Source organism: Dactylosporangium sp. McL0621 (assembly GCF_049995355.1).
Classification (GTDB): Bacteria; Actinomycetota; Actinomycetes; order Mycobacteriales; family Micromonosporaceae; genus Dactylosporangium.
The window spans coordinates 8,878,635-8,899,260 of record NZ_CP188259.1; the positions used below are offsets into that span (position 1 = coordinate 8,878,635).

Genomic DNA, 20,626 nt, shown 5'->3' on the forward strand with positions numbered 1-20,626 from the left:
GTAAGACTGGCGGCGTGCCGCTTTCGCCTGATGAGTCCCTGAATGCCGAGGCCGCCGCCCGGGGCGTCGCCACCTGGTACGAGACCGCCGGCCACCGGCGCGTCGACATCGAACCCGACGTCGTGCGGGCCGTCATGGCGCTGCTCGAGCCGCGGACCGCGGGCGTCACCCCGGCCACCGCGCCGGTCGTGCTCCCCGAGGTGCCCCGCACCTGGGGTTGGATGATCCAGCTGTACGGCCTGCGCTCGGCCGCGTCCTGGGGCGTCGGCGACTTCGCGGACCTGGCGGCGTTCTCGCGCTGGGCGGCGCTCACCGGCGCGGGCGCGGTGCTGGTCAACCCGCTGCACGCGGTGGCGCCGGTCGACCCGATGCCGTCGTCGCCGTACTCGCCGTCGTCGCGGCGCTTCGTGAACGCGATCTATCTGCGGATCGCGGACCTGCCCGAGTACAGGGCCGCCGCTCCCGCCCTTCGCGACCGGGTCGACGCCCTCCGCCCGCCGACGGCCGACCTGATCGACTACGACGCCGTGTGGCGCGCGAAGCGGGCGGCGCTGGAGCTGCTATTTTCCGATATCTCCGATATGTCCGGCATTTCGGATATCGAGCCCGCGCTGCGGGACTTCGCCACCTACACCGCGCTCGCCGAGGTCCACGGCGTCGACTGGCGCGCCTGGCCGGAGGAGCTGCGCCGCCCCGGGCCCGCCGCGTACGCCGCCGCCGACCCGGCCCGCGCCGCCTTCCACGTGTGGCTCCAGCGCCGCTGCGCCGAGCAGCTGGCCACGGCGAACGCGGCCGCCGCCACGATGGCGGTCGGGATCGTGCACGACCTGGCCGTGGGCATCGACCCCGGCGGCGCCGACGCGTGGACCCTGCAGGACGTGATCGCCCAGGACGCGAAGGTCGGCGCCCCGCCGGACGCGTTCAACCAGCAGGGCCAGGACTGGGGCCTGGCGACGTGGCGCCCCGACCGGCTGGCCGCCACGGGCTACGAGGCGTACCGGGACCTGCTGCGCGGCATCTTCGCCCACGCCGGCGGCCTGCGCGTCGACCACGTGGCGGGCCTGTGGCGGCTGTGGTGGATCCCGCCGGGCCACGGCGCGGCCGGCGGCGCCTACGTGCACTACGACGCCTCGGCGATGCTGGGCGTGCTGATCGAGGAGGCCGTGCGCGCCGGGGCGGTGGTCGTCGGCGAGGACCTCGGCACCGTGGAGCCGGTCGTGACCGAGACCCTGCAGGCCCGCAACATCCTGGGCTCGGCCGTCCTGTGGTTCACCCGCGACGACGACGGCCGCTTCATCCCGCCGGCCCGATGGCCCGCGAACGCCATGGCGAGCATCTCGACCCACGACCTCCCGACCGCGACGGGCTTCCTCACCGGCGAGCACGTGACCGCCCGCGCCGAGGCGGGCGTGCTGACCCGCCCGGTGGCCGAGGAGCGGGCCGCGGCCGAGAAGGACCGCACGGCCCTGCTCGACCTGCTCACGGCCGAGGGCCTGGCTGCCCCGGACAGCACGGACGCTGAGATCGTGGTGGCCATGCACCGCCTGCTGACCCGAACCCCGTGCCGAATCCTGCTGGCGTCCCCGTACGACGTCCTGGGCGAGCCGCGCCAGCCCAACCTGCCGGGGACCATGGGGCAGTACCCGAACTGGCGCATCCCGCTGCCGCTGAGCCTGGAGTCCCTGACGGCCGACCCGCGCATGCTGCACATCGCCGAAATCCTCGACGGCACAGCCTGACCCTGGCGCCCGGCTTCGCCCAGCAGCGGTGCCGGGCGGCACGGCGCAGATGTTGAGGGGGCGTGGGTGCAGCGAAGCTCCCCCACCGCGAGCGCAGCGAGCAGGGAATCAGCCAGATCCGGCCCGCTGTCCGTCGATGCCGTTCCGGTTGGCGATCCGGCATCGTGCGCGTCATGGGGTTCGATCTGGTCGTGGAGGCCCTCGCCGGGATGGCGCTCGAGCCGCGCGGGCCGCGGTGGGCGAGTCTCTCCTACTGCGTCGTCGACGCGGTGTGGTCCATCTCCGCGCGGTACGACCAGGTCGTGCTCCCCCTCGTCGGGCGGGTCGCGGCCCGCAACGGTGACCCGCGGCCGCTCGTCGGGGCCGGCGAGCCGCTGCCCGCCGATCCGTTGCCCCTGGCCGTGTTCCGGGCGCGCTACCCCGACGCAATGGCGCTGCGGGCCGACACGAACGGCGAGCGGACGTCCACGACCGGCGGCATCAGCAAGGCCGACGCGGCGCTGCGGTACGCCGGCATCCTCGACGCGCACGACGTGCCGGACCTCCACGCCGTCGCGGGGCTGCGGGCCGACCGGGAACGCTGGGAGGCGGTGAACCTGGCCCTGGCCGCGGTGCCCGGCGAGGGGCGGCTCGGCATCCGGCGCGGCTGCCTGTGGATGCACTGCGGCGACGACACGGCGGGCGAGCCCGACCGGCTGATCCTGCGGTGGCTCGCGCGCCACGGCGTACCGGCGACACCGGACGAGGGCCGCGCCGTCCTCGAGCGGGCGGCCCGCACGCTCACCGGGCGCCTGGGGCGGCCGGTCACGCCCTGGATGGTCGGCCGGGCGATCCGGGCCCGGGAACGCGTGCACTAGGTCCTGTCCTGCCGATCATGTCGAGCCGAGACGAGGTCCAGATTTCGCCTGCGTGTGCCCCGCGGAGGCCTGGCTACCGGTGTTGTAACCCGGCCTTCGCGGGGTGCGCGCAGGGGGAATCTGGGCCCGGCGCAGGCGGGCATGATCGGCAGGACAGGGCCTAGACCGGCGTGGTCGGGGAGTCCAGCCAGGCGTTGATGAGGCCCGTATAGTCGCGGCCGGTCTGCTTGTTCACGAACGCGATGAAGTCGGCGCGCGTGCGGGCGGTACCGGCGTTGGACGCGGCCCAGGCGCGGCCCAGCGCGAAGAAGCGCGCGTCGCCCAGGGACTTGTGCAGCTGGCGCAGCATCAGGGCCGGGCACACGTACACGTTGTTCTCCGCGAAGCTGTCCGCGCGCGGGCTCCCCGGCGGGCCGAGGCGGCGGCGTAGGTCGGTGTCGGCGCTGCGGGCCGCCTGCTCCCAGCGGTTCATCGCGGCGGGGTCGGACTGGGCACGGTACAACTGCTCGGTGTAACTGGCCCAGCCCTCGTTCAGCCACACGTCCTGCCAGGTCGCCGGGCCGACCGCGTCGCCGAACCACTGGTGGGCGAGCTCGTGGACCAGCACGCCGGACGCGCCCGCGGGGTCCTTGACCACGTCGCCGCCGACGGTCAGCATCTGCTGCGTCTCCATCGCCGACTGCGACGGGACGAGCACGACGCCGGTGGAGGGGAACGGGTAGGGGCCGAAGCGGTCCTCCAGCCACTGGACGTACACCGGCATCCGGCGCAACGCATCGAGCCGGGTGGCGTCGTCGGAGGGGCGGGTCCACAGCGTGATCGGGAGGTTGTGCGGGCCCGTGACGACGGTCTTCGTGTACTGCCCGACGGCCAGGGTGGTCAGGTACGAGGCGACCGGCGCGGCGGACGTGTAGCGGAAGGTGCCGTCGCCGCTGGGGCCGGGCGTGCCGCTCGCGACCGCCGACCAGCCCGCCGGCACCGTCACCGCGATGTCGTACAGCGCCTTGTCCGACGGCTGGTCGTTCGCCGGGTACCAGGTGCTCGCCCCGTACGGCTCCTGCATCGTCCACAGGCCGCCGTCCGCGGTGACGGTGAGGCCGAGCGGCTCAACGTCGCCGCGGTGGGAGGGCATCGGGACCGTGGCCGGGGTGCCGCTGTACCCGACCGCGAGGGTCGCCACCGCCCCCGCCGGCAGCGCCTTGTCGACGACGAGGTCGCCGTCCGCGACCCGCCCGGAGGCCGGGGCTCCGTCGACGCTGATATTGCCCAGGGTGTACGCGCTGGAGAAGTCGAGCCGCAAAGACGGCACGGCGCGCACGACCCGGACGCGGATGGTGGCGGTGCCGGTGAGGGTGCGCGGCTGCGGCGCCCAGGTCAGGGCCAGGTCGTAGTGCAGCACGTCGAGCGCGGGGTTGCCGTAGGCCGGGTAGAGCGGGTCGGCCACCGGGGCCGAGGTGCCGTCGCGGTTGCTGCGGTCCTCGACGGTCGTGCTCGCCCCGGTCAGCGGCTGCCCCTGGGACCGTGCCTCGCCGGGCGTGCAGCCGGCGAGGAGCAGTACCGTGACCGTCGTTGCCAGGGCGCGTCGCACCGAACCCAGGTTAACCGCAGCCCAGCGCGTCACGGAGGGTCGCGAGGTTGGTGCGCATGGCGGTGAAGTACGTCTCCCCGGTCTCGACGCCCTCGATCGGGTCGAGCACGGCGGCCTTCGCGCCGATCTCGCGGGCCACGGTCTCCGACAGCTTCGGGCTGACCAGCGACTCGAAGAAGATCGTGGTGACGCCGCGCTCCCGGGCGATGCGGGCCACGTCGCGCACGCGCTGCGGGCCGGGCTCCTCGTCGGGGTTCAGGCCGGTGACGGGGACCTGGGTCAGCCCGTAGCGCGCGGTGAGATAGCCGAAGGCCTCATGGCTGGTGACCACGTCGTGCCGGACGCATTGCGCCAGCCCTTGGCGGTACTCCCCGTCAAGCTCCCCCAGCCGCCGCTCGAGATCGGCGGCGCGCGCGGCGAACTCGCCGGCGTGGGCGGGGTCGGCCGCGGCGATGCGCTTGGCGACGCCGCCGGCGATCGCGGCCAGCCGCACCGGGTCGAGCCACACGTGCGGGTCGGCGTTGCGCAGGGACGCGATCGCCGACACGTCGAACGTCTTCGCCTTGTCCTGCAGGCCGGCGCCCTCGTCGACGGCGGGCTGGAAGCCGCGCAGGTACAGCACGAGGTCGGCGTCCTCGAGCGCGGCGAGCTGGCTGGGCTGCAGCTCCAGGTCGTGCGGCTCGGCGCCGGCCCGGGTCAGGTTCTGCACGCCGACGCGGTCGCCGCCGATCTCCTCGGCCACGAACTGCAGCGGGTAGAACCCGGCCACGACGTGCACCCGTCCGTCGTCGGCCGGTTGGTGCACCGCACAGCCGGCGAGCGCGAGCACGGCCGCCGCAAGTGCCGCCGCCCGCAGGTACATGCCGGCAAGTCTCCCTGGCGATGACAATCATTGTCAAAAACGCATGAGACGATGGGCGCCATGCTGACCGACGCCACCGCCATCGCGTTCGTCCCGTCCACCGACCTCGACCGGTCGCGCGCCTTCTACGCCGGGGTGCTGGGCCTGGAGCTGACCGAGCAGACCCCGTTCGCGTGCGTGTTCCGCGCGGGCCCGGCGATGCTGCGTGTGACGAAGGTGGATGAGCTGCGCGCGCAGCCGTTCACGGTGCTGGGCTGGGCGGTGCCGGACCTGCGGGCCACCCTGGCGGGGCTGGTCGCGGCGGGAGTGGTGTTCACGCGGTACGAGGGCATGCCCCAGGACCCGGACGGCGTATGGACCACACCGGGCGGCGACCTGATCGCGTGGTTCCCGGACCCGGACGGCAACAACCTGTCGCTGACGCAGTTCGCCTGAACCACCGCACACCCCGGCCGCGCAGGAACCGCTCGCTGGTCGCGCTAATCCCCTGCCCTTGGGCGAAAAATCCGACATGTCGCACACCGCACAGCCCGGCCACCGAAGCCCAACACGAAGCACACAGCGCACGGCCGGCACAGCATCGCACCGCGCACGGCCGGCGCACGGCGCACAGTTGGCACGACATCGCACGGCCGGCGCGGCACGGCACGCGGCACACGGCACGGCGCGGAGCGCACGGCCGATACGGCACCGCACGGCGCACGGCCGACACGCGACACGCGCCGCACGGCGCGGCGCGGCGCACGGCTGGCGCGGCACGGCACGCGGCGCACGGCTGGCGCGGCACGGCACGCGGCGCACGGCACGGCGCGGCGCGAAGCGCATGGCCGACACGGCACCGCACGGCGCACGGCCGACACGCAGCACGCGCTGCACGGCACGGCGCGGCGCGAAGCGCACGGCCGACACGGCATAGCAGGGCGCACGGCCGACACGCGGCGCACGGCACGCACCGCACGGCACGCCCCGCACGGCAGGCGGCACGCGGCACGGCACGGCGCGCGCCACACGGCACGCGGCACACGGCACGGCACGGCGCGGCGCGGCGCGGCGCGGCGCGGCGCGCATGGCCAATACCGCATCGCACGGCGCACGGCCGACACGCGCCACACGGCACGCGCCGCACGGCACGGCACGGCGCGAAGCGCACGGCCGATACCGCATCGCACGGCGCACGGCCGACACGCGCCACACGGCACGCGCCGCACGGCACGGCACGGCGCGAAGCGCACGGCCGATACCGCATCACACGGCGCACGGCCGACACGCGGCGCACGGCACGGCACGCGGCGCACGGCACGGCACGCGGCGCACGGCACGGCGCGAACCGCACGGCCGACACGGCATCGCACGGCGCACGACGCACGGCCGACCCGCGGCACACGGCACACGGCATGGCGCGAAGCGCACACCCGACACGCGGCACACGGCACACGGCACACGGCGCGAAGCGCACGGCCGACACGGCATCGCACGGCGCGAAGCGCACGGCCAGCGCGGCACGGCGCACGGCACACGGCCCACGGCACGGCACGGCAGGGCGCGAAGCGCACGGCCGGCGCGGCACGGCGCACGGCACGGCACGGCACGAAGCGCACGGCCGGCACGGCGCACGGCACGGCACGAAGCGCACGGCGCACGGCCCACGGCCGACCGGCACCGCACAGCACGCGGCGCACTGCGCACGGTCGGCACGGCACGGCACGGCACGGCACGAAGCGCACAGCACCGCACGAAGCGCACAGCACAGCACAGCACCGCACTGCGGGAAGCGCACGGCCGATATGGCACGGCGCGAAGTGTTCGGCGCACGGCCAACACGGGCACGGCTCGGCGCTAAGCGCACGGCACGCGCGCTGCCCGGCTGCCGAAGCACTTCGGGGCGCGAAGTGTTCGGCTTGGCGGGCGGGATCGGTTAGAGGAGCTCGCGCAGGGCCTCGAACAGCAGCCAGGCGCCGAAGATGGCGAAGAGGGCCGCTGCGCCGTACTTGATGGCCTTCTCCGGCAGGTGCCGGCCCAGCTGGCGGCCTACCAGGATCGCCAGGGCGTCCGCCGCGACCATGCCCACGGTCGAGCCGATCCACGTGCCCAGCCAGCCGTGCTGCGTCGCGAGGGTGATCGTGGCCAGCATGGTCTTGTCGCCCAGCTCGGCCAGAAAGAACGACACGCCCACGGCGACGATTGCCGAGCGCGTCGTGCGTTCGGCCTTGCCTCGCTCCTCCTCGGTCAGTTTGTCGCCGCGCAGGGTCCAGGCGCCGAACGCGAAGAAGGCCACGGCCGCCACGAGGGAGATCCAGGCGGTCGGCAGGGCGGCGCCGAGGCCGTAGCCGACGGCCACGGAGACGAGGTGCACGACCGCGGTGGCGATGGTGATGCCCACCAGCACCGGCATGGTGCGGAAGCGGGTGGCGAACGTCAGCGCCATCAGCTGGGACTTGTCGCCCAGTTCGGCGACGAAGATGACACCGAAGCTGATGGCGAGGGCGGAGAGGAACGCGCTCAAGGTGGAACCCTTCCCGGGACCAGCCGGGAGGCGAGGGGCCGGAAGACGACCTCGACCCGGCCGTCCAGCTCGAAAACACAGCTGACAGCGAGGCCGAAAGTCTCGTCCGCTTCCGAAAACGGAAGCCGCGCGGCCGGGTGTCGCGAGCGTCACCAGTATGTCGACCGGGCAGTTGAGGACTACTCCCCTTCGTTCACCCGAAAGCCTAGCCGATCAAGAAGCCCCGCACGACGTGATCACGTTCACGTCGTGCGGGGCCCGGGTCCCGTTATCGGCGCCTGGCCGGCTTCGTGATGCGGTCGGTGCCGACCTTGTCCCGCAGTACCTCCGGCACCAGCACCGAGCCGTCGGCCTGCTGGAACTGCTCGAGGATCGCGGGCACGAGCCGGCTCGTGGCCAGCGCGGAGCCGTTCAGCGTGTGCACGAAGCGGTTGTTCTTGGAGCCGGGCACCCGGTAGCGGATGCCGGCCCGGCGGGCCTGGTAGTCGCCGGCCCAGGAGACCGACGAGACCTCCTTGTACTTGCCCATGCTCGGCATCCACACCTCGATGTCGAGGGTCTTGCGCATGGAGGCGCTCGCGTCGCCGGCCGCCAGCAGGGAGCGGCGGAAGTGCAGGCCGAGGTCGCTCACGAGGCCCTCGGCGTAGTCGACCATCTCCTCGAGGGTCTTCTCGCCGTCCTCGGGGGCGGTGAACTGGAAGATCTCGACCTTGTTGAACTGGTTGCCCCGGACGGTGCCGCGCTCGTCGGAGTGCGAGCCGGCGCGCTCGTCGCGGTAGCAGGGGGTGTACGCGTACACCCGGTGGGGCAGGTCCGCGGTATCGAAGATCTCGTTCTGGAACGCGCCCAGGATCGCGGTCTCCGACGTGGGCAGCAGGAACTTGCCGCGCTCGCCCTCGCCGACGGCGATGTGGAAGACCTCGTCGTAGAACTTCGGGAACTGCCCGGCGGCGAAGCCGGCCGAGTCCAGCAGCAGGTGCGGCGGGAGCATGAACTGGTAGCCGGCGGCGAAGTGCCGGTCGATGAACCAGTTCACGAGGGCCCACTCGAGGCGGGCGCCCCAGCCGGTGTAGATCCAGGAGCCGGAGCCGCCGAGCTTCGTGCCGCGCTCGTAGTCGACCAGGCCGAGCTCGGTCGAGAGCTCGACGTGGTCGCGGAGGTTGTCGATCTTCGGGGCCTCGCCGTAGACCTTGATGACCTGGTTGCCCTCCTTGCCGCCGGCGACGACGTCGTCGGCGGGGAGGTTGGGCAGCACGCTCATGGCGGTGTCGAGGTCGCGCTGGGTCTGCGCCAGGCGCTCCTCGAGCTCGGCCAGGGCCGCCTTGGCGTCCCGCGTGGCCTCGATGGCCTGGCCGGCGGCCTTGGCCGCGGCGAACGCGCGGGCCTCCTCCTTGCGCCGGGCCCGCTCCGCGTCGATCTCGCCGATGAGCTCGCGGCGCTGCTTGTCCAGGTCGGCGATCACACTCAGCGCGCGGGACACCTCGGACGGGTCGAGCCTCTTGGACAGTCCGGCCTCGACGGAGGCCCGGTCCTTGCGAATCAACTCGATGTCGAGCATGCCGCCGCGCACCTTTCCCAGACAAAACAGAGAAATAACCTGGTCGCTCAGGATGCTACCGGGCGGCCCGCAGCCATTTTCTCCACCGCGCCCATCACCAGGTCGATCCCGAAGGCGTAGTAGCGGTCGAGGTCGGGCAGCGTCTGGTAGGTGTCGGCGAGGCGGACCATCTGCGGGTACCGCTCGGCGGAGAGGCTCTGCAGCTGGATCCGCTGCCTGCGCAGCCACTCGCCGACCTGGTCCGGGGGCACGGCCATCGGGCAGCCGGGCTGGGCGTGCACCAGGCCGATGGCCGAGTGCAGCAGGTAGGAGGCGACCCAGTACCCCTCCTCGAGGGAGAACCCGGCCCGCTCCAGCAGGGCGAGGGAGTCGTCGGTGGCCCGGGTGAAGCTCTCGACGTCCTTCTTGTCGGCCGCGTGCAGCAGGTCGGGCAGGCAGGGGTGGGCCCGCATCGCGCGGACGAGCGCCTCGACCATCGCGCGCAGCTGCACGGGCCAGGGGTCGGTGGCCGCGCGGTCGGCGCGCACGTCGGCCATCACGTGGTCGATGAGGCCGAGCAGCAGCTCTTCCTTGTTCTTGAAGTGCCAGTAGAGCGCCATCGGGGTGACGCCGAGCTCGGTGGCGAGCCGGCGAATGGTGATCGCCTCCAGGCCGTCGGCGTCGCCGATGCGCAGGGCGCGCTCGGCGACGGCGGCCTTGGTGAGGGATGAGGTCTTGGGCGGCACTTGACAACTGTACAACGTATGGGTTCTCCTCTACAACGTACATGTACGACGTACAGGTACACCGTATAGGGGGATGACGAGCTATGAGAAACCGCTGGCTGGCCCTGGTCGCCGTGGCCCTGGGCACCTTCATGACGTACCTCGACAACAACGTCGTCAACGTGGCGCTGCCGTCGATCCAGCGCGACCTGCACCTGAGCATCTCGGGGCTGGAGTGGATCGCGAGCGCGTACATCCTGGTCTTCGCCGGCCTGCTGCTGGTCGGCGGCCGCCTCGGCGACGTGTTCGGCATGCGCGGCACGTTCTTCCTCGGCCTGGGCATCTTCACCGCCGCCTCGGTCGCCGCGGGCCTGGCCGGCAGTCAGGAGATGCTGATCGGGGCGCGGGCGCTGCAGGGCGTCGGCGCGGCGCTGCTGACCCCGACCGCGCTGGCCCTGATCACCGAGCTGTTCCCGGACCCGAAGGAGCGCGGCGCGGCGATCGGCGTGTGGGGCGGCGTGGGCGCCCTCGCCCTCGCGATCGGGCCGCTGACCGGCGGGTACCTGAGCCAGCACGCCTCCTGGGGCTGGATCTTCCTCATCAACGCCCCGATCGGGGTGGCCACCGCCGTGCTGGGCGCGCTGACGCTGCCCGCGGGCCGGCGCAGCGCCAACCGCAGCCTCGACCTGCCGGGCCTGGCCACCAGCGCCCTGGCGCTGTTCGCGCTGACCTACGGGCTGATCGAGGGCGAGTCGCGCGGCTGGACCTCCGGCGTCATCCTGGGCGCGTTCGCGCTCGCCGCGTTCGCCGCGATCGGCTTCGTCGTGATCGAGCTGCGCACCGAGCACCCGATGGTCGACCTGGCGTTCTTTCGGATGCGGGTCTTCAGCGGCGGCCTCGCCACCATGGGCCTCTGGGCGTTCGGTGTCTTCGGCATCTACTTCTTCACCGCGATCTTCCTGCAGAACGTCCTCGGCTTCTCGCCGACCGAGGCGGGCTCGGCGTTCATCCCCATGGCGCTCGTCATGGCGGTCATGGCCACCGTCGCCCCGCGGCTCGAGTCGCGCTTCGGCGCCGGGGCCACGGTCGCGGCCGGCATGGCGCTGATGGCGGCCGGCGTCGGCGGGCTGGCGACCGTCGGCGAGGGCTCCGGGTACACCGACCTCCTGCCCTGGTTCCTGGTCTTCGGCCTGGGCGGCGGCCTGCTGGTGCCGCTCAACAACGTGATCCTGGGCGCGCTGCCGCAGGGCCGGGCGGGCATCGCCTCCGGCATGCTCAATGTGTCCCGTGAGGTCTTCGGCCTGCTCGGCATCACGATCCTCGGCGCGATCCTGTCCAACCGGCAGTCCTCGGCGAGCGGCGTACCGCTGCACCGCTTCCTGGCCGGGTACCAGTTCTCGCTGGTCGTGGCCGCGTCCCTGGTCGCCGTCGGGGTGCCGATCGCGCTGGTGGCCCTGCGCCGCCTCAGGACGCCGGAGCCGGCGGCGGCGGAGACGGCCGCGGAGCCGCGCGAGCAGCTGCAGACCGTCTGAGCGCCGCGGCGCGGCTCAGGACGCCGGCGGTGACGACCCCGGAGCCGCGGGAGCAACTGCAGACGGTGTGACCACCGCCGGAGGAGCATCCAGGGCGCAGTGCCGCCAGGGCTGCTCCCCCGGCGCCGTAGGCGTGGGGGGCGCCGCCGGGCGGTTGCGGATCGTGGCCGCGGCCAGCGCGCCGGCCAGCACGCACAGCGCCGCGCAGATGAGCACCGCCCGGTGGAAGCCCGCGGAGAGCAGGTCCGGCGAGGCGTAGGCGGCGGCCGTGATACCCGCCGCGGCCGGCAGCACCGCCACCGCGATGAGGCCGGCCGCCCGGGCCACGTCGTTGTTCACCGCCGAGGCCATCCCGGCGTGGGTGGCCGGCGCCGCGGACAGCGCGGTGGAGGTCAGCGGCGCGACAGTGATGGACAGACCCAGACCCAGCACCAGTACCGCGGGCAGCACCTCGGTCAGATAGGCGCCGTCGGCGTCGATGCGCGCGTACAGCGCCATCCCGGCCCCGGCCACGACCGGCCCGACGCTCATCTGCAGCCGCGGCCCGATCCGCGCGGCGAGGGCGCCCGAGCGCGCGGACAGCAGCAGCATCACGACCGTCACCGGCAGCAGCGAGACGCCGGCCTGCAGCGGCGAGTACCCGGCGACCTGCTGCAGCTGGATCGGCAGCAGGAACAGCGCGCCGCCCAGGGCGCCGTAGATGACGAATGTGACCACGTTCGTCGCGGTGAACTGGGCCGAGCCGAAGAGCTCCAGCGGCAGCATCGGGTGCTCCAGGCGGGTCTGGCGCCACAGGAACCCGGCGATGAGCAGGGCGCCGGCGGCCAGGGCGGCGAGCACGGGGGCGCTGCCCCAGCCCAGCGCCTGGCCCTCGATGAGCCCGTAGGTGACGCCGATGAGCCCGGCCGTGACGAGCAGCCCGGAGACCAGGTCGACCCGGCCGCTCGCGGCCTCGTCGCGGGACTCGGGGACGTGGCGCCAGGTGAGGTACACCACCGCCGCCGCGATCGGCACGTTGATGGCGAAGATGAGCCGCCACGACGACGAGCCGAGCCCGACGAGCCACCCGCCCAGGAAGGGCCCGATCGCGGTGGCGACGCCGCCGAGCCCCGACCACGCGCCGATCGCCCGGCTGCGGTCCTCGGCCCGGAACGACGCCTGCAGGATCGCCAGGCTGCCCGGCGTGAGCAGGGCCGCGCCGACGCCCTGCAGCGCCCGGGCGGCCACCAGCGTCCAGCCGCCCGGCGCGATCCCGCACAGCACGGACGCGACCGCGAACCACACGACGCCGACGGCGAAGACCCGGCGCCGGCCGTACCGGTCGCCGAGCGCCCCGGCGAGCAGCAGCAGCCCGGCCAGCGTCAGCGTGTAGGCGGTGACGACCCACTGCAGCACCTGCAGGCCGGTGCCGAGCGAGCGCCCGATCGCCGGCAGGGCGATGCCGACGACCGTCGCATCGATCGAGGCGATGCCGGAGCCCAGGATGGTGGCGGTGAGCACCCACCGGCCGGAGGCACTGGATAACGCGAGGCCGCTCATGGCCTAAGAACTTAGTTGCGCAGGCCCTTGACGCGCACCTTGAACGACATCGCCGGGCCCGGGGTCGGGGCCGTCCGCGTCGCCAGGGTGTAGTCCGGGGACTCGAGCTCCAGGTCGAGGCGGTGGAACAGCCGGGCCATGGACAGGGCCATCTGCACGTCGGCGAAGCTCTTGCCGAGGCAGGTGTGGGGCCCGCGGCCGTACGGCGAGTACGCCCCCGGCTGCAGGTGCTCGGCCCGGGGCTTGTCGTAGCGGGTGATGTCGAACTTCGCGGGCTCGGCGAAGTACTCCTCCATGAAGTGCGGGACGGTCGTGCCGATGTACACCGGCTCGCCCGCCCGCACGGTGTGCCCGGCGAACTCGAAGTCGCGGGCCGCGGTGCGGATCAGGGTGACCGCGACCGGGTACAGCCGCATCGTCTCCATCAGCGCGTAGCGCGTCGCGGGCAGCCGGCGCGCGGCGTCGTCGCCGATCGGCTCGCCGCCGGCGAAGAGCGCGTCGGCCTCGGCCCGGATCTGAGCCAGGACGTCGGGGTGCTTGAGCACCGCGTAGACGAACGCCGCCGTCGTGTTGGCCACCGTGTCCAGCCCGGCCACGTAGGGCCCGGTGAGCGTGAGCACCAGGTCCTCGGCCGGCACCAGCCCGGGCCGCGTGAGGTGGGCGTCCATGAGGTCCTCGACCAGGTTGCGCTCGGCCTCCGGGGTCTGCCCGTGGCGGGCCCGCAGCTCGGCCGCCATCCGCTCGCCGAGCTCGAAGACCCGTGCCTTGGCCCGCTTGTACCTCGGGTTGCGCAGCAGGATCCGCGGCCGCTGCCGGGTGACGAGCACGTTGAGCACGTACAGGGTCAGCAGCCGGATGTCGGCCACGTACTCGTGCGGCGCGGAGCCGGTGAGCAGCTCGCCGAGCTGCTCGGTGACGAGGTACTGCATGCCCCGCACGACGGGGACGGTCGTGCCCGCCGGCCAGTCGCGCTCGAGCACCCGGTCGGTGATCTCGACGAGCTCGGGCCCGCGGCCCTTGATGGCGTCGCGGGAGTACCCCCGCCGCATCAGCTCGCGCAGCTCCTTGTGGCTCTCGCCGTCCTCGCCGGTGAGCGTCCGGGTGGCGCCGTACTCGTCGATCATGCCCTGCCAGTACTCCTTGGAGCGCAGGGACTCCCGGCCCTCGCGGGAGTTCATGAACTCGGCCGCGTCCGCTCCGGCGATGACCGTGTACGCCCGGCCGAGCAGCTTGACCCGGAAGACCGGCCCGTGCTCGCGGTACGCCTTCACGAGAAACGCCGCGGGGTCGCGGCCCATCTCGAGGGCGCTGCCGAGGAAGGGCAGACCCTTCACCGTCGGCGTCGCTTCCATGATCGTCATTCGGCCGAGGGTATCGAACATGATCGGTGTTCGGGGCCCGTCGCGTTACTGAACCGCGACGAACGGCTACCTGTTATCGTCGGGCTGCGGGCCGAGAGGCGCTGCGACGGGTGCTCTCATCCGCCACGCTCGGGCCGTCCACGGGAACGAAGGGCGCCTTCCGACGCGGAGGGCATTCTCCCCATGCACGACCTCACCGAGTTCGTGGCCGGCCTGCCGAAGGCCGAGCTCCACGTGCACCACGTCGGCTCCGCCGCCCCGGCGACGGTGGCCCGCCTCGCCGAGCGCCACGCCGGCAGCACCCCGGTCCCGGCCGACGCGCAGCGGCTGGCCGAGTACTTCACGTTCACCGACTTCGCCCACTTCATCAAGGTGTACCTGTCGGTCGTCGACCTGATCCGCGACGCCGAGGACGTGGCCACCCTGACGTACGACATCGGCGCGAACCTGGCCGCGCAGAACGTCCGCTACGCCGAGCTGACCCTGACGCCGTACTCGTCGATCACCCGCGGCATCCCCGCCGAGGCCTACTGCGAGGCGGTCGAGGACGCCCGCGCCCGCGTGGCCCGCGACCACGGCACCGAGCTGCGCTGGTGCTTCGACATCCCCGGCGAGGCCGGCATCCCCTCGGCCGACGTGACCCTGGAGACGGCGCTGAAGTACCGGCCCGCGGGCCTGGTGAGCTTCGGTCTCGGCGGCCCGGAGCACGGCGTGCCCCGCGAGTGGTTCGCGCCGCACTTCGCCCAGGCCCGCGCGGCCGGCCTGCGCAGCGTCCCGCACGCCGGCGAGTCCACGGGCCCCGAGACCATCTGGGACGCGCTGCGCCACCTGGGCGCCGAGCGCATCGGCCACGGCATCGCGGCCGCGTCCGACCCCGCGCTCATGGCCCACCTGAAGGAGCACGACATCCCGCTCGAGGTGTGCCCGACCTCGAACGTGTGCACCCGCTCGGTCCCGTCGCTCGCCGAGCACCCCCTCGCGGCCCTGGTGGCCGCGGGCGTGCCGGTGACCGTCAACTCCGACGACCCGCCGATGTTCTCGACCACGCTCAACCAGGAGTACCTGGTCGCGGCGTCCCTGCTGGGCCTGTCCGCCGAGGGCGTGGCGGAGCTGGCGCGGCAGGGGGTGCGGTACTCGTTCCTGGAGGAGCCGCGCAAGGCCGCCCTGATCGCCGAGATCGACGCCTACACCGAGGCGTTCACGAGGTAGGTGCGCATCCCCGGGTCCCCGACCCCGGCCCGGCCGCCCAGGCGGCCGTAGTTCGCGGCCGGCGACCCGGCCAGGTCCCACGCGCACGCCGTCCAGCCGGCCCGGCCGAACAGCCCCGCGGGGTCGTCGGTGCAGAACGGGGCCGGCCGCCGCCCGGCCAGGGACGGCAGCCGCAGCAGTCCCGTGCCGAACACGTCGGCGAGCAGCCGGCCGCCGCCGCGCGACAGGGCGGCCGCGCGGGCGAGCAGCCGCTCGACGGCGTCGGCGGCGAGGTGGAACAGCAGGCCCTCGGCCACCCACAGCACGGGCGCGCCCCCGTCGAGGCCGGGAACGGTCCAGTCCGGGGCGGACAGGTCGGCCTCGACCTCCCGCCGGGCGCACCCCGGCGGAACGGGGACAAGGCTCCGCTTGGGCCCGAGCCCGCCCGCCCGGTCGACCTCGAAGACGGTGGTGGCGGGCGGCAGCGGCAGCCGCCAGGCCCGGGTGTCGAGGCCGGCCCCGAGCAGCACGACCTGCGGGCACCGGGCGGCGAGGATGGCGTCGTCGAAGTACCGCGTCCGGACCGGCAGGTAGCGGTTCTCCGGCCCCGCGTCGACGCCGCCGGCGAGCGCCGCGGCCCACGGGTCGTCGAAGAGGCGGTCGGGGCGCGCCGACTCCCGCGCCCGGGCCGCGGCCGTCCACCGCGCCGACCGGTCCACCGCGCTCAGTCCTTGCAGGCGGCGCAGGTGCCGAAGATCTCCAGGGTGTGGCTCACGTCGGTGAAGCCGTGCTCGTCGCCGATGCGGTCGGCCCAGCGCTCGACCGCCGGGCCGAGCACCTCGACCGTGCGGCCGCAGCCGCGGCAGACGAGGTGGTGGTGATGCCGGTCACTGCAGCGGCGGTACCGCGTGTCGCTGCCCGGCGCCTGCATGACGTCGATCTCGTTGTTCTCGGCGAGCAGCTGCAGCGTGCGGTATACGGTCGTGAGGCCCACGTTCGCGCCGCGCTCGCGCAGCATCACGTGCAGCTCCTGGGCGCTGTAGAAGCCGTCGACGTCGCCGAGCAGCGTCATCACGGCGTCGCGCTGCTTCGTGTTGCGGCGGACGGGGTGCGCATCCAGGTCGTGGGCATGGTCGTTCACCCGTAGAGCTTAGCGTACCCTTAGAAGGTTTGAGTCTCCGCCGGGACGCCGCTTGCGCCCGCAGCGTAAGCAGGGGATCTCGATCGCGGGGCCCATCGCGGGCCGCGTACGCTGACGCCGAAACCAAACACTTGTACGTGTGGGTCGCACACGGTGGGGGGAGCAAGGACGTGGCTCAGCAGGAAGCAGCCGTCGCCTCCGGTGGAGGCGCGGCGGCGGTGCCTGACAAGTTGGACGCCGCCGTATTCAAGATCGCGGGCGTGGTCGTGCTCGGCGCGATCATGTCGATTCTCGACGTGACGGTCGTCAGCGTGGCGATCCCGACGTTCATGGACAAGTTCGACGCGACGTACGCGCGCGTCGCGTGGACGATGACCGGCTACACGTTGGCCCTGGCGACGGTGATCCCGCTGTCCGGCTGGGCGGCGGACCGCTTCGGCACCAAACGCCTGTACATGCTGGCGCTCTTCCTGTTCACGGTCGGCTCCGGCCTGTGCGCCACCGCGGACTCGATCAACCAGCTGATCGGCTACCGGGTGCTGCAGGGCCTCGGCGGCGGCATGCTGATGCCGCTCGGCATGACGATCATGACGCGCGCGGCCGGCCCGCAGCGCATCGGCCGGCTCATGGCCGTGCTCGGCATCCCGATGCTGCTCGGCCCCATCGGCGGCCCGATCCTCGGCGGCTGGCTCATCGACGTGGCCAGCTGGCACTGGATCTTCCTGATCAACCTGCCGATCGGCGCCATCGCGCTGGTCTACGCCTGGTTCGCGCTGCCGAAGGACAACACCGAGCCGTCGGAGTCCTTCGACTTCATCGGCATGCTGATGCTCTCCCCCGGCCTCGCGCTGTTCCTGTTCGGCGTGTCGTCGCTGCCGGAGACCGGCACCATGAGCGCCACCAAGGTCTGGCTGCCGATGCTCATCGGCGGCCTGCTGGTGATCGGGTTCATCTTCTACTCGTTCAAGCCCAAGCACCCGCTGCTCGACCTGCGGCTGTTCCGCAACCGCAACCTGACGTTCGCGACGCTCTCGCTGTTCGTCTTCATCATCGCGTTCATGGGTGCCGGCCTGCTCTTCCCGAGCTACTGGCTCCAGGTGCGCGGCGAGACGACCCTGCACGCCGGCCTGCTCATGGCCCCGCAGGGCATCGGCGCGATGCTCACCATGCCCATCGCCGGCATGCTGGCCGACAAGATTCCGATCGGGCGCACGGTGCCGTTCGCGATGTCCCTCATCGCCATCGGGTTCTTCTCCTTCACGCAGGTCGAGCCGGACACGTCGTTCCTGCTGCTGGAGGGCTCGCTGTTCGTGATGGGCCTGGGCATGGGCGGCACGATGATGCCGATCATGACCTCGGCGCTGAAGACGCTCACCCCGCACGAGGTCGCCAGAGGCTCCACACTGGTGAACATCCTGCAGCAGATCGGCGGCTCGGTCGGTGGCGCGATCATGTCGGTCATCCTGACCAGCAAGACCAACGACGCCCCGATCGTCCCCGGCTCGACCAACCCGCTCACCGGCAAGCCGCTGACCATCACCGAGCTGGCCGTCGCCTCGCACAGTGACCCGCGGCTGGCGCAGATGCCGGGCGGTCCGGACCTGATCGACCGGGGGCTGCACTTCCTCGCCGACTCGTTCGCCTCGACCTACTGGGTCGGCTTCATCCTGGTGCTGTGCACGTTCATCCCGATCGCCTTCCTGCCGCGCAAGCGGGAGGTCACGCGTCTCGCGGAGAGCCAGCCCGAGGGTGCGACGCCGGTCATGCTGCACTGACAGGCCCGTCATCGAGGCCCCGGGACCGCCGGTCCCGGGGCCTCGGCGTTTCTCAGGCGCCCGCGGCGGGAACCTCGGCCAGCGCCGCGTAGATCGCCTTGCCCCCGGCCCGGGCCTGGGCCACCATCTGGTCCGCGCCGGCGGACGCCCCGCCGATGCGCAGCACCGCGTCGCAGCGCTCGAGCAGCCGCGCCGAGATCGGGTGGAAGATCTCGTCGAACACCGGGTCGCCGACGGCCCCGGAGCCGGCCCGCTCGATGAGCGGCAGGGCCAGGGCCTCCCCCGTGACCGGCAGGTGCCCGGCCCGGAACAACCGCACGGCGGCGTCGTTCATGGCGTCGACGTTGGCCCGCAGCTTCGCGGGGTCGTCGCCGGTGCCGGAGCGGTAGGGGCCGGCCACGAGAATCATCATGCGGGGTCTCCTTCGGTGGGGACGACCTGGACGCCGGCCTCGCGGAGGGCGGCCAGGGTGTCGTTCTCGGTCGTGGCGTCGGTGACGAGGGAGTCGACCGCGCCGAGGGGGGCGACGTGCGCGAAGGCCTGCACCCCGAGCTTGGAGGCGTCGGCGACGGCGACGGTGCGCCCGGCCCGGCGCAGCGCGGCCCGCTTCACCGCCGCGTCGTCGAGGTCGAACTCCGACCAGCCGTCCCGGTGCACGGCGCCGATCGACATCACGAACGTGTCGAAGCGCAGCTGCTCCAGGGCGCTCAGCGCGAGCGGCCCGACCAGGCTGCGCTCCCCCGCCCGGGACTCCCCGCCGATGACGAGCAGCCGGATGCCGGGCTGGTCGGCCAGGCGTGCGGCGGCCTGCAGGCTGAGCACGGCGACGGTCAGCGGGGCCCGGGCCGGCAGGTGCGCGGCGAGCTCGGCGGTGGTCGTACCGGCGTCGAGCAGCACGGTGCCGCCCGGCTCGACGAGCGCGGCGGCGGCCCGGCCGATCCGCGCCTTCACCGCGGCCGACCAGCGCTCGCGGACCGCGAACCCGGCCGCCTCGGCCGGCACGTCGAGGGCGACGGCGCCGCCGCGGACCCGGCGCACGAGGCCCTGCTCCTGCAGCTGGTCGAGGTCGCGGCGGACGGTCATCTCGGAGACGCCGAGGCGCTCGGCGAGCTCGGCGAGGGTGAGCCGGCCACTGCCGCGCACGAGGCGCAGCGTCAGGTCGAGGCGGTCGCTGGACACGCCCCGAATCTAACAGCAAACGTGTGAGATTTGAAAGATCTTTGTTAGATGTCAGTGCCGGCCGGCGAGCGCGGGCGGCTGGACCGGCGGCGCCTCGGCGGGCTTCGGGCCGCGGCGCAACGTGGCGTAGGCGAGCAGGCCGAGCGGGATGATGATCCAGCAGGACAGCAGGCGGTACACGAGCATCGCCGCCGCCGCGGGCCCGTGCCCGGCCCCGGCCGAGACGAGCCCGGCCAGCAGCGCGACCTCGACCACGCCGATGCCGCCCGGGCTCAGCGGCACCTGGCGGACGAGCTGCACCGTGATGTACACCGTGGCCAGCGCCACCGGGCTCACGTCGATGTCGAACGCGGCGGCGGTCGCGGCCAGGCACGCGAAGTCGAGGCCCCAGTTGACGGTGGCGTGCACGAGGGACAGCACCCAGGAGCGGCGCGGCAGCCGGCGCAGGTCGTCCCGGGTGCGCCGGGCGGAGGCCTTCGAGCGGGCCACCCAGCCGCCCGCCCGGTCCGGCTCCACGTCATCGGCCAGCTGCGGCGGCGGCGTGGGGCGGCGGGGCGAGAGCAGGAAGTCGAGCCCGAACACCAGGCCGGCGACGACCAGCATGGCGACGGTCAGCACCAGGGTGTCGGCGTTGCCCGTGGCGCCGCCCGCCGGGATCAGCACGACGCCGCCGTACATGAGCACGAGCGCGACCGCCGACAGCACGCCGGAGAGCACCGCGACCGCGCCGGCCGTGCGCCGGGTGGCGCCCGCGGTGCGGAACTGCCGGAACGCGAAGCCGGCCGACACCGCGGAGCCGGCGGGCAGGCTGAACGAGATCGCCGAGCGCGTGAAGGTGACGGCGATGGCCCGCGGTACCGACATCCGGACCCCGAACCCGGCCAGCAGCCGCCGCTGCTGCAGGGCGAAGTGGCGCAGCGAGGTCATCTCCGCGGCGGCGGCGAGCACCAGCCACCAGGGGTGCGCCGAGCGCAGCACGCCGAGGGTCTGGCCCAGATCGGGCAGGTTCGTGCGCAGCGTGAGCAGGGCGACGGCGAGCACGAGCAGGAGACCGGTGACCCGCAGGACGGTTCGGCGTTGCTTGCTCACGAGATCAGGCT

18 protein-coding genes are annotated in these 20,626 nt (G+C 73.2%); 6 read left to right on the top strand and 12 right to left on the bottom strand.

Going from position 1 to position 20,626, the window contains the following annotated elements:
• The first annotated feature begins 14 nt into the window (after positions 1-14).
• Both malQ and ACPPVO_RS42120 read left to right on the top strand, forming a co-directional pair.
• Positions 15-1,739, top strand: coding sequence for a 4-alpha-glucanotransferase (gene malQ, locus ACPPVO_RS42115; RefSeq protein ID WP_426504173.1), 1,725 nt, complete (start codon positions 15-17; stop codon positions 1,737-1,739).
• A gap of 173 nt (positions 1,740-1,912) precedes the next feature.
• Complete coding sequence (locus ACPPVO_RS42120) at positions 1,913-2,596, top strand: hypothetical protein (protein ID WP_426504174.1); 684 nt, start codon at positions 1,913-1,915, stop codon at positions 2,594-2,596.
• 160 nt (positions 2,597-2,756) lie between these two features.
• Here the strand turns inward: ACPPVO_RS42120 and ACPPVO_RS42125 are convergent, their stop codons facing one another.
• On the bottom strand, positions 2,757-4,184 hold the full coding sequence (locus ACPPVO_RS42125; protein WP_426504175.1) for a M1 family metallopeptidase: 1,428 nt from the start codon (positions 4,182-4,184) through the stop codon (positions 2,757-2,759).
• A gap of 10 nt (positions 4,185-4,194) precedes the next feature.
• Positions 4,195-5,046 (bottom strand): metal ABC transporter substrate-binding protein, encoded by an 852-nt coding sequence (locus tag ACPPVO_RS42130; RefSeq protein ID WP_426504176.1) that lies wholly within the window; start codon positions 5,044-5,046, stop codon positions 4,195-4,197.
• A gap of 60 nt (positions 5,047-5,106) precedes the next feature.
• On the opposite strand from ACPPVO_RS42130, the gene ACPPVO_RS42135 reads away from it, so the two are divergent.
• Entirely contained in the window at positions 5,107-5,481 is a 375-nt protein-coding gene (locus tag ACPPVO_RS42135) for a VOC family protein (RefSeq protein ID WP_426504177.1), read from the top strand.
• 1,480 nt (positions 5,482-6,961) lie between these two features.
• Here ACPPVO_RS42135 and ACPPVO_RS42140 read toward each other — a convergent pair.
• From ACPPVO_RS42140 to ACPPVO_RS42150, 3 genes are all read right to left on the bottom strand, one after another.
• Positions 6,962-7,549: a TMEM165/GDT1 family protein gene (locus ACPPVO_RS42140; RefSeq protein WP_426504178.1), complete on the bottom strand. Its 588-nt coding sequence runs from the start codon at positions 7,547-7,549 to the stop codon at positions 6,962-6,964.
• 268 nt (positions 7,550-7,817) lie between these two features.
• The gene (gene serS / locus ACPPVO_RS42145; protein WP_426504179.1) at positions 7,818-9,107 is read right to left on the bottom strand and encodes a serine--tRNA ligase; all 1,290 of its coding nucleotides are present in this window, start codon (positions 9,105-9,107) and stop codon (positions 7,818-7,820) included.
• 47 nt (positions 9,108-9,154) lie between these two features.
• The gene (locus ACPPVO_RS42150; protein WP_426504180.1) at positions 9,155-9,832 is read right to left on the bottom strand and encodes a TetR/AcrR family transcriptional regulator; all 678 of its coding nucleotides are present in this window, start codon (positions 9,830-9,832) and stop codon (positions 9,155-9,157) included.
• A gap of 83 nt (positions 9,833-9,915) precedes the next feature.
• Between ACPPVO_RS42150 and ACPPVO_RS42155 the strand changes: the two genes are divergently transcribed.
• Positions 9,916-11,343: a DHA2 family efflux MFS transporter permease subunit gene (locus ACPPVO_RS42155; protein ID WP_426504181.1), complete on the top strand. Its 1,428-nt coding sequence runs from the start codon at positions 9,916-9,918 to the stop codon at positions 11,341-11,343.
• Between the two features lie 15 nt (positions 11,344-11,358).
• Here the strand turns inward: ACPPVO_RS42155 and ACPPVO_RS42160 are convergent, their stop codons facing one another.
• Both ACPPVO_RS42160 and ACPPVO_RS42165 read right to left on the bottom strand, forming a co-directional pair.
• Positions 11,359-12,882, bottom strand: coding sequence for a DHA2 family efflux MFS transporter permease subunit (locus ACPPVO_RS42160; RefSeq protein WP_426504182.1), 1,524 nt, complete (start codon positions 12,880-12,882; stop codon positions 11,359-11,361).
• Between the two features lie 11 nt (positions 12,883-12,893).
• Positions 12,894-14,243: a cytochrome P450 gene (locus tag ACPPVO_RS42165; protein WP_426504183.1), complete on the bottom strand. Its 1,350-nt coding sequence runs from the start codon at positions 14,241-14,243 to the stop codon at positions 12,894-12,896.
• A gap of 183 nt (positions 14,244-14,426) precedes the next feature.
• Between ACPPVO_RS42165 and ACPPVO_RS42170 the strand changes: the two genes are divergently transcribed.
• Complete coding sequence (locus ACPPVO_RS42170; RefSeq protein ID WP_426504184.1) at positions 14,427-15,452, top strand: adenosine deaminase; 1,026 nt, start codon at positions 14,427-14,429, stop codon at positions 15,450-15,452.
• Here ACPPVO_RS42170 and ACPPVO_RS42175 read toward each other — a convergent pair.
• Both ACPPVO_RS42175 and ACPPVO_RS42180 read right to left on the bottom strand, forming a co-directional pair.
• Positions 15,428-16,150, bottom strand: a complete 723-nt coding sequence (locus ACPPVO_RS42175; protein WP_426504185.1) for a class I SAM-dependent methyltransferase — start codon at positions 16,148-16,150, stop codon at positions 15,428-15,430. The two genes, ACPPVO_RS42170 and ACPPVO_RS42175, sit on opposite strands and share 25 nt — an antisense overlap.
• A gap of 5 nt (positions 16,151-16,155) precedes the next feature.
• Positions 16,156-16,503: a Fur family transcriptional regulator gene (locus ACPPVO_RS42180; RefSeq protein ID WP_426514790.1), complete on the bottom strand. Its 348-nt coding sequence runs from the start codon at positions 16,501-16,503 to the stop codon at positions 16,156-16,158.
• A 239-nt stretch (positions 16,504-16,742) separates the two neighbouring features.
• Here ACPPVO_RS42180 and ACPPVO_RS42185 point away from each other — a divergent pair, with 239 nt between their 5' ends.
• Entirely contained in the window at positions 16,743-18,347 is a 1,605-nt protein-coding gene (locus ACPPVO_RS42185) for a DHA2 family efflux MFS transporter permease subunit (RefSeq protein ID WP_426504186.1), read from the top strand.
• Positions 18,348-18,399: 52 nt separating this feature from the next.
• On the opposite strand, the gene ACPPVO_RS42190 is transcribed toward ACPPVO_RS42185, so the two are convergent.
• The 3 genes from ACPPVO_RS42190 to ACPPVO_RS42200 are packed head-to-tail and all read right to left on the bottom strand — an operon-like array spanning position 18,400 to position 20,615.
• Positions 18,400-18,759, bottom strand: a complete 360-nt coding sequence (locus tag ACPPVO_RS42190) for a DUF4406 domain-containing protein (RefSeq protein WP_426504187.1) — start codon at positions 18,757-18,759, stop codon at positions 18,400-18,402.
• A complete protein-coding gene (locus ACPPVO_RS42195; RefSeq protein WP_426504188.1) occupies positions 18,756-19,526 on the bottom strand; it encodes a DeoR/GlpR family DNA-binding transcription regulator in 771 nt (256 codons plus the stop codon). Before ACPPVO_RS42195 ends, ACPPVO_RS42190 begins: the two co-directional genes overlap by 4 nt.
• Positions 19,527-19,577: 51 nt before the next feature.
• Positions 19,578-20,615, bottom strand: a complete 1,038-nt coding sequence (locus tag ACPPVO_RS42200) for a lysylphosphatidylglycerol synthase transmembrane domain-containing protein (RefSeq protein ID WP_426504189.1) — start codon at positions 20,613-20,615, stop codon at positions 19,578-19,580.
• Positions 20,616-20,626 lie beyond the last annotated feature (11 nt).

Excerpts from the sequence above, each read along its gene's own strand:
- ACPPVO_RS42120 (WP_426504174.1), top strand. The coding sequence starts at position 1,913 with ATGGGGTTCGATCTGGTCGTGGAGGCCCTCGCCGGGATGGCGCTCGAG.
- ACPPVO_RS42130 (WP_426504176.1), bottom strand. The coding sequence starts at position 5,046 with ATGTACCTGCGGGCGGCGGCACTTGCGGCGGCCGTGCTCGCGCTCGCC.
- ACPPVO_RS42135 (WP_426504177.1), top strand. The coding sequence starts at position 5,107 with ATGCTGACCGACGCCACCGCCATCGCGTTCGTCCCGTCCACCGACCTC.
- serS (WP_426504179.1), bottom strand. The coding sequence starts at position 9,107 with ATGCTCGACATCGAGTTGATTCGCAAGGACCGGGCCTCCGTCGAGGCC.
- ACPPVO_RS42155 (WP_426504181.1), top strand. The coding sequence starts at position 9,916 with ATGAGAAACCGCTGGCTGGCCCTGGTCGCCGTGGCCCTGGGCACCTTC.
- ACPPVO_RS42160 (WP_426504182.1), bottom strand. The coding sequence starts at position 12,882 with ATGAGCGGCCTCGCGTTATCCAGTGCCTCCGGCCGGTGGGTGCTCACC.
- ACPPVO_RS42165 (WP_426504183.1), bottom strand. The coding sequence starts at position 14,243 with ATGACGATCATGGAAGCGACGCCGACGGTGAAGGGTCTGCCCTTCCTC.
- ACPPVO_RS42170 (WP_426504184.1), top strand. The coding sequence starts at position 14,427 with ATGCACGACCTCACCGAGTTCGTGGCCGGCCTGCCGAAGGCCGAGCTC.
- ACPPVO_RS42180 (WP_426514790.1), bottom strand. The coding sequence starts at position 16,503 with ATGACGCTGCTCGGCGACGTCGACGGCTTCTACAGCGCCCAGGAGCTG.
- ACPPVO_RS42190 (WP_426504187.1), bottom strand. The coding sequence starts at position 18,759 with ATGATGATTCTCGTGGCCGGCCCCTACCGCTCCGGCACCGGCGACGAC.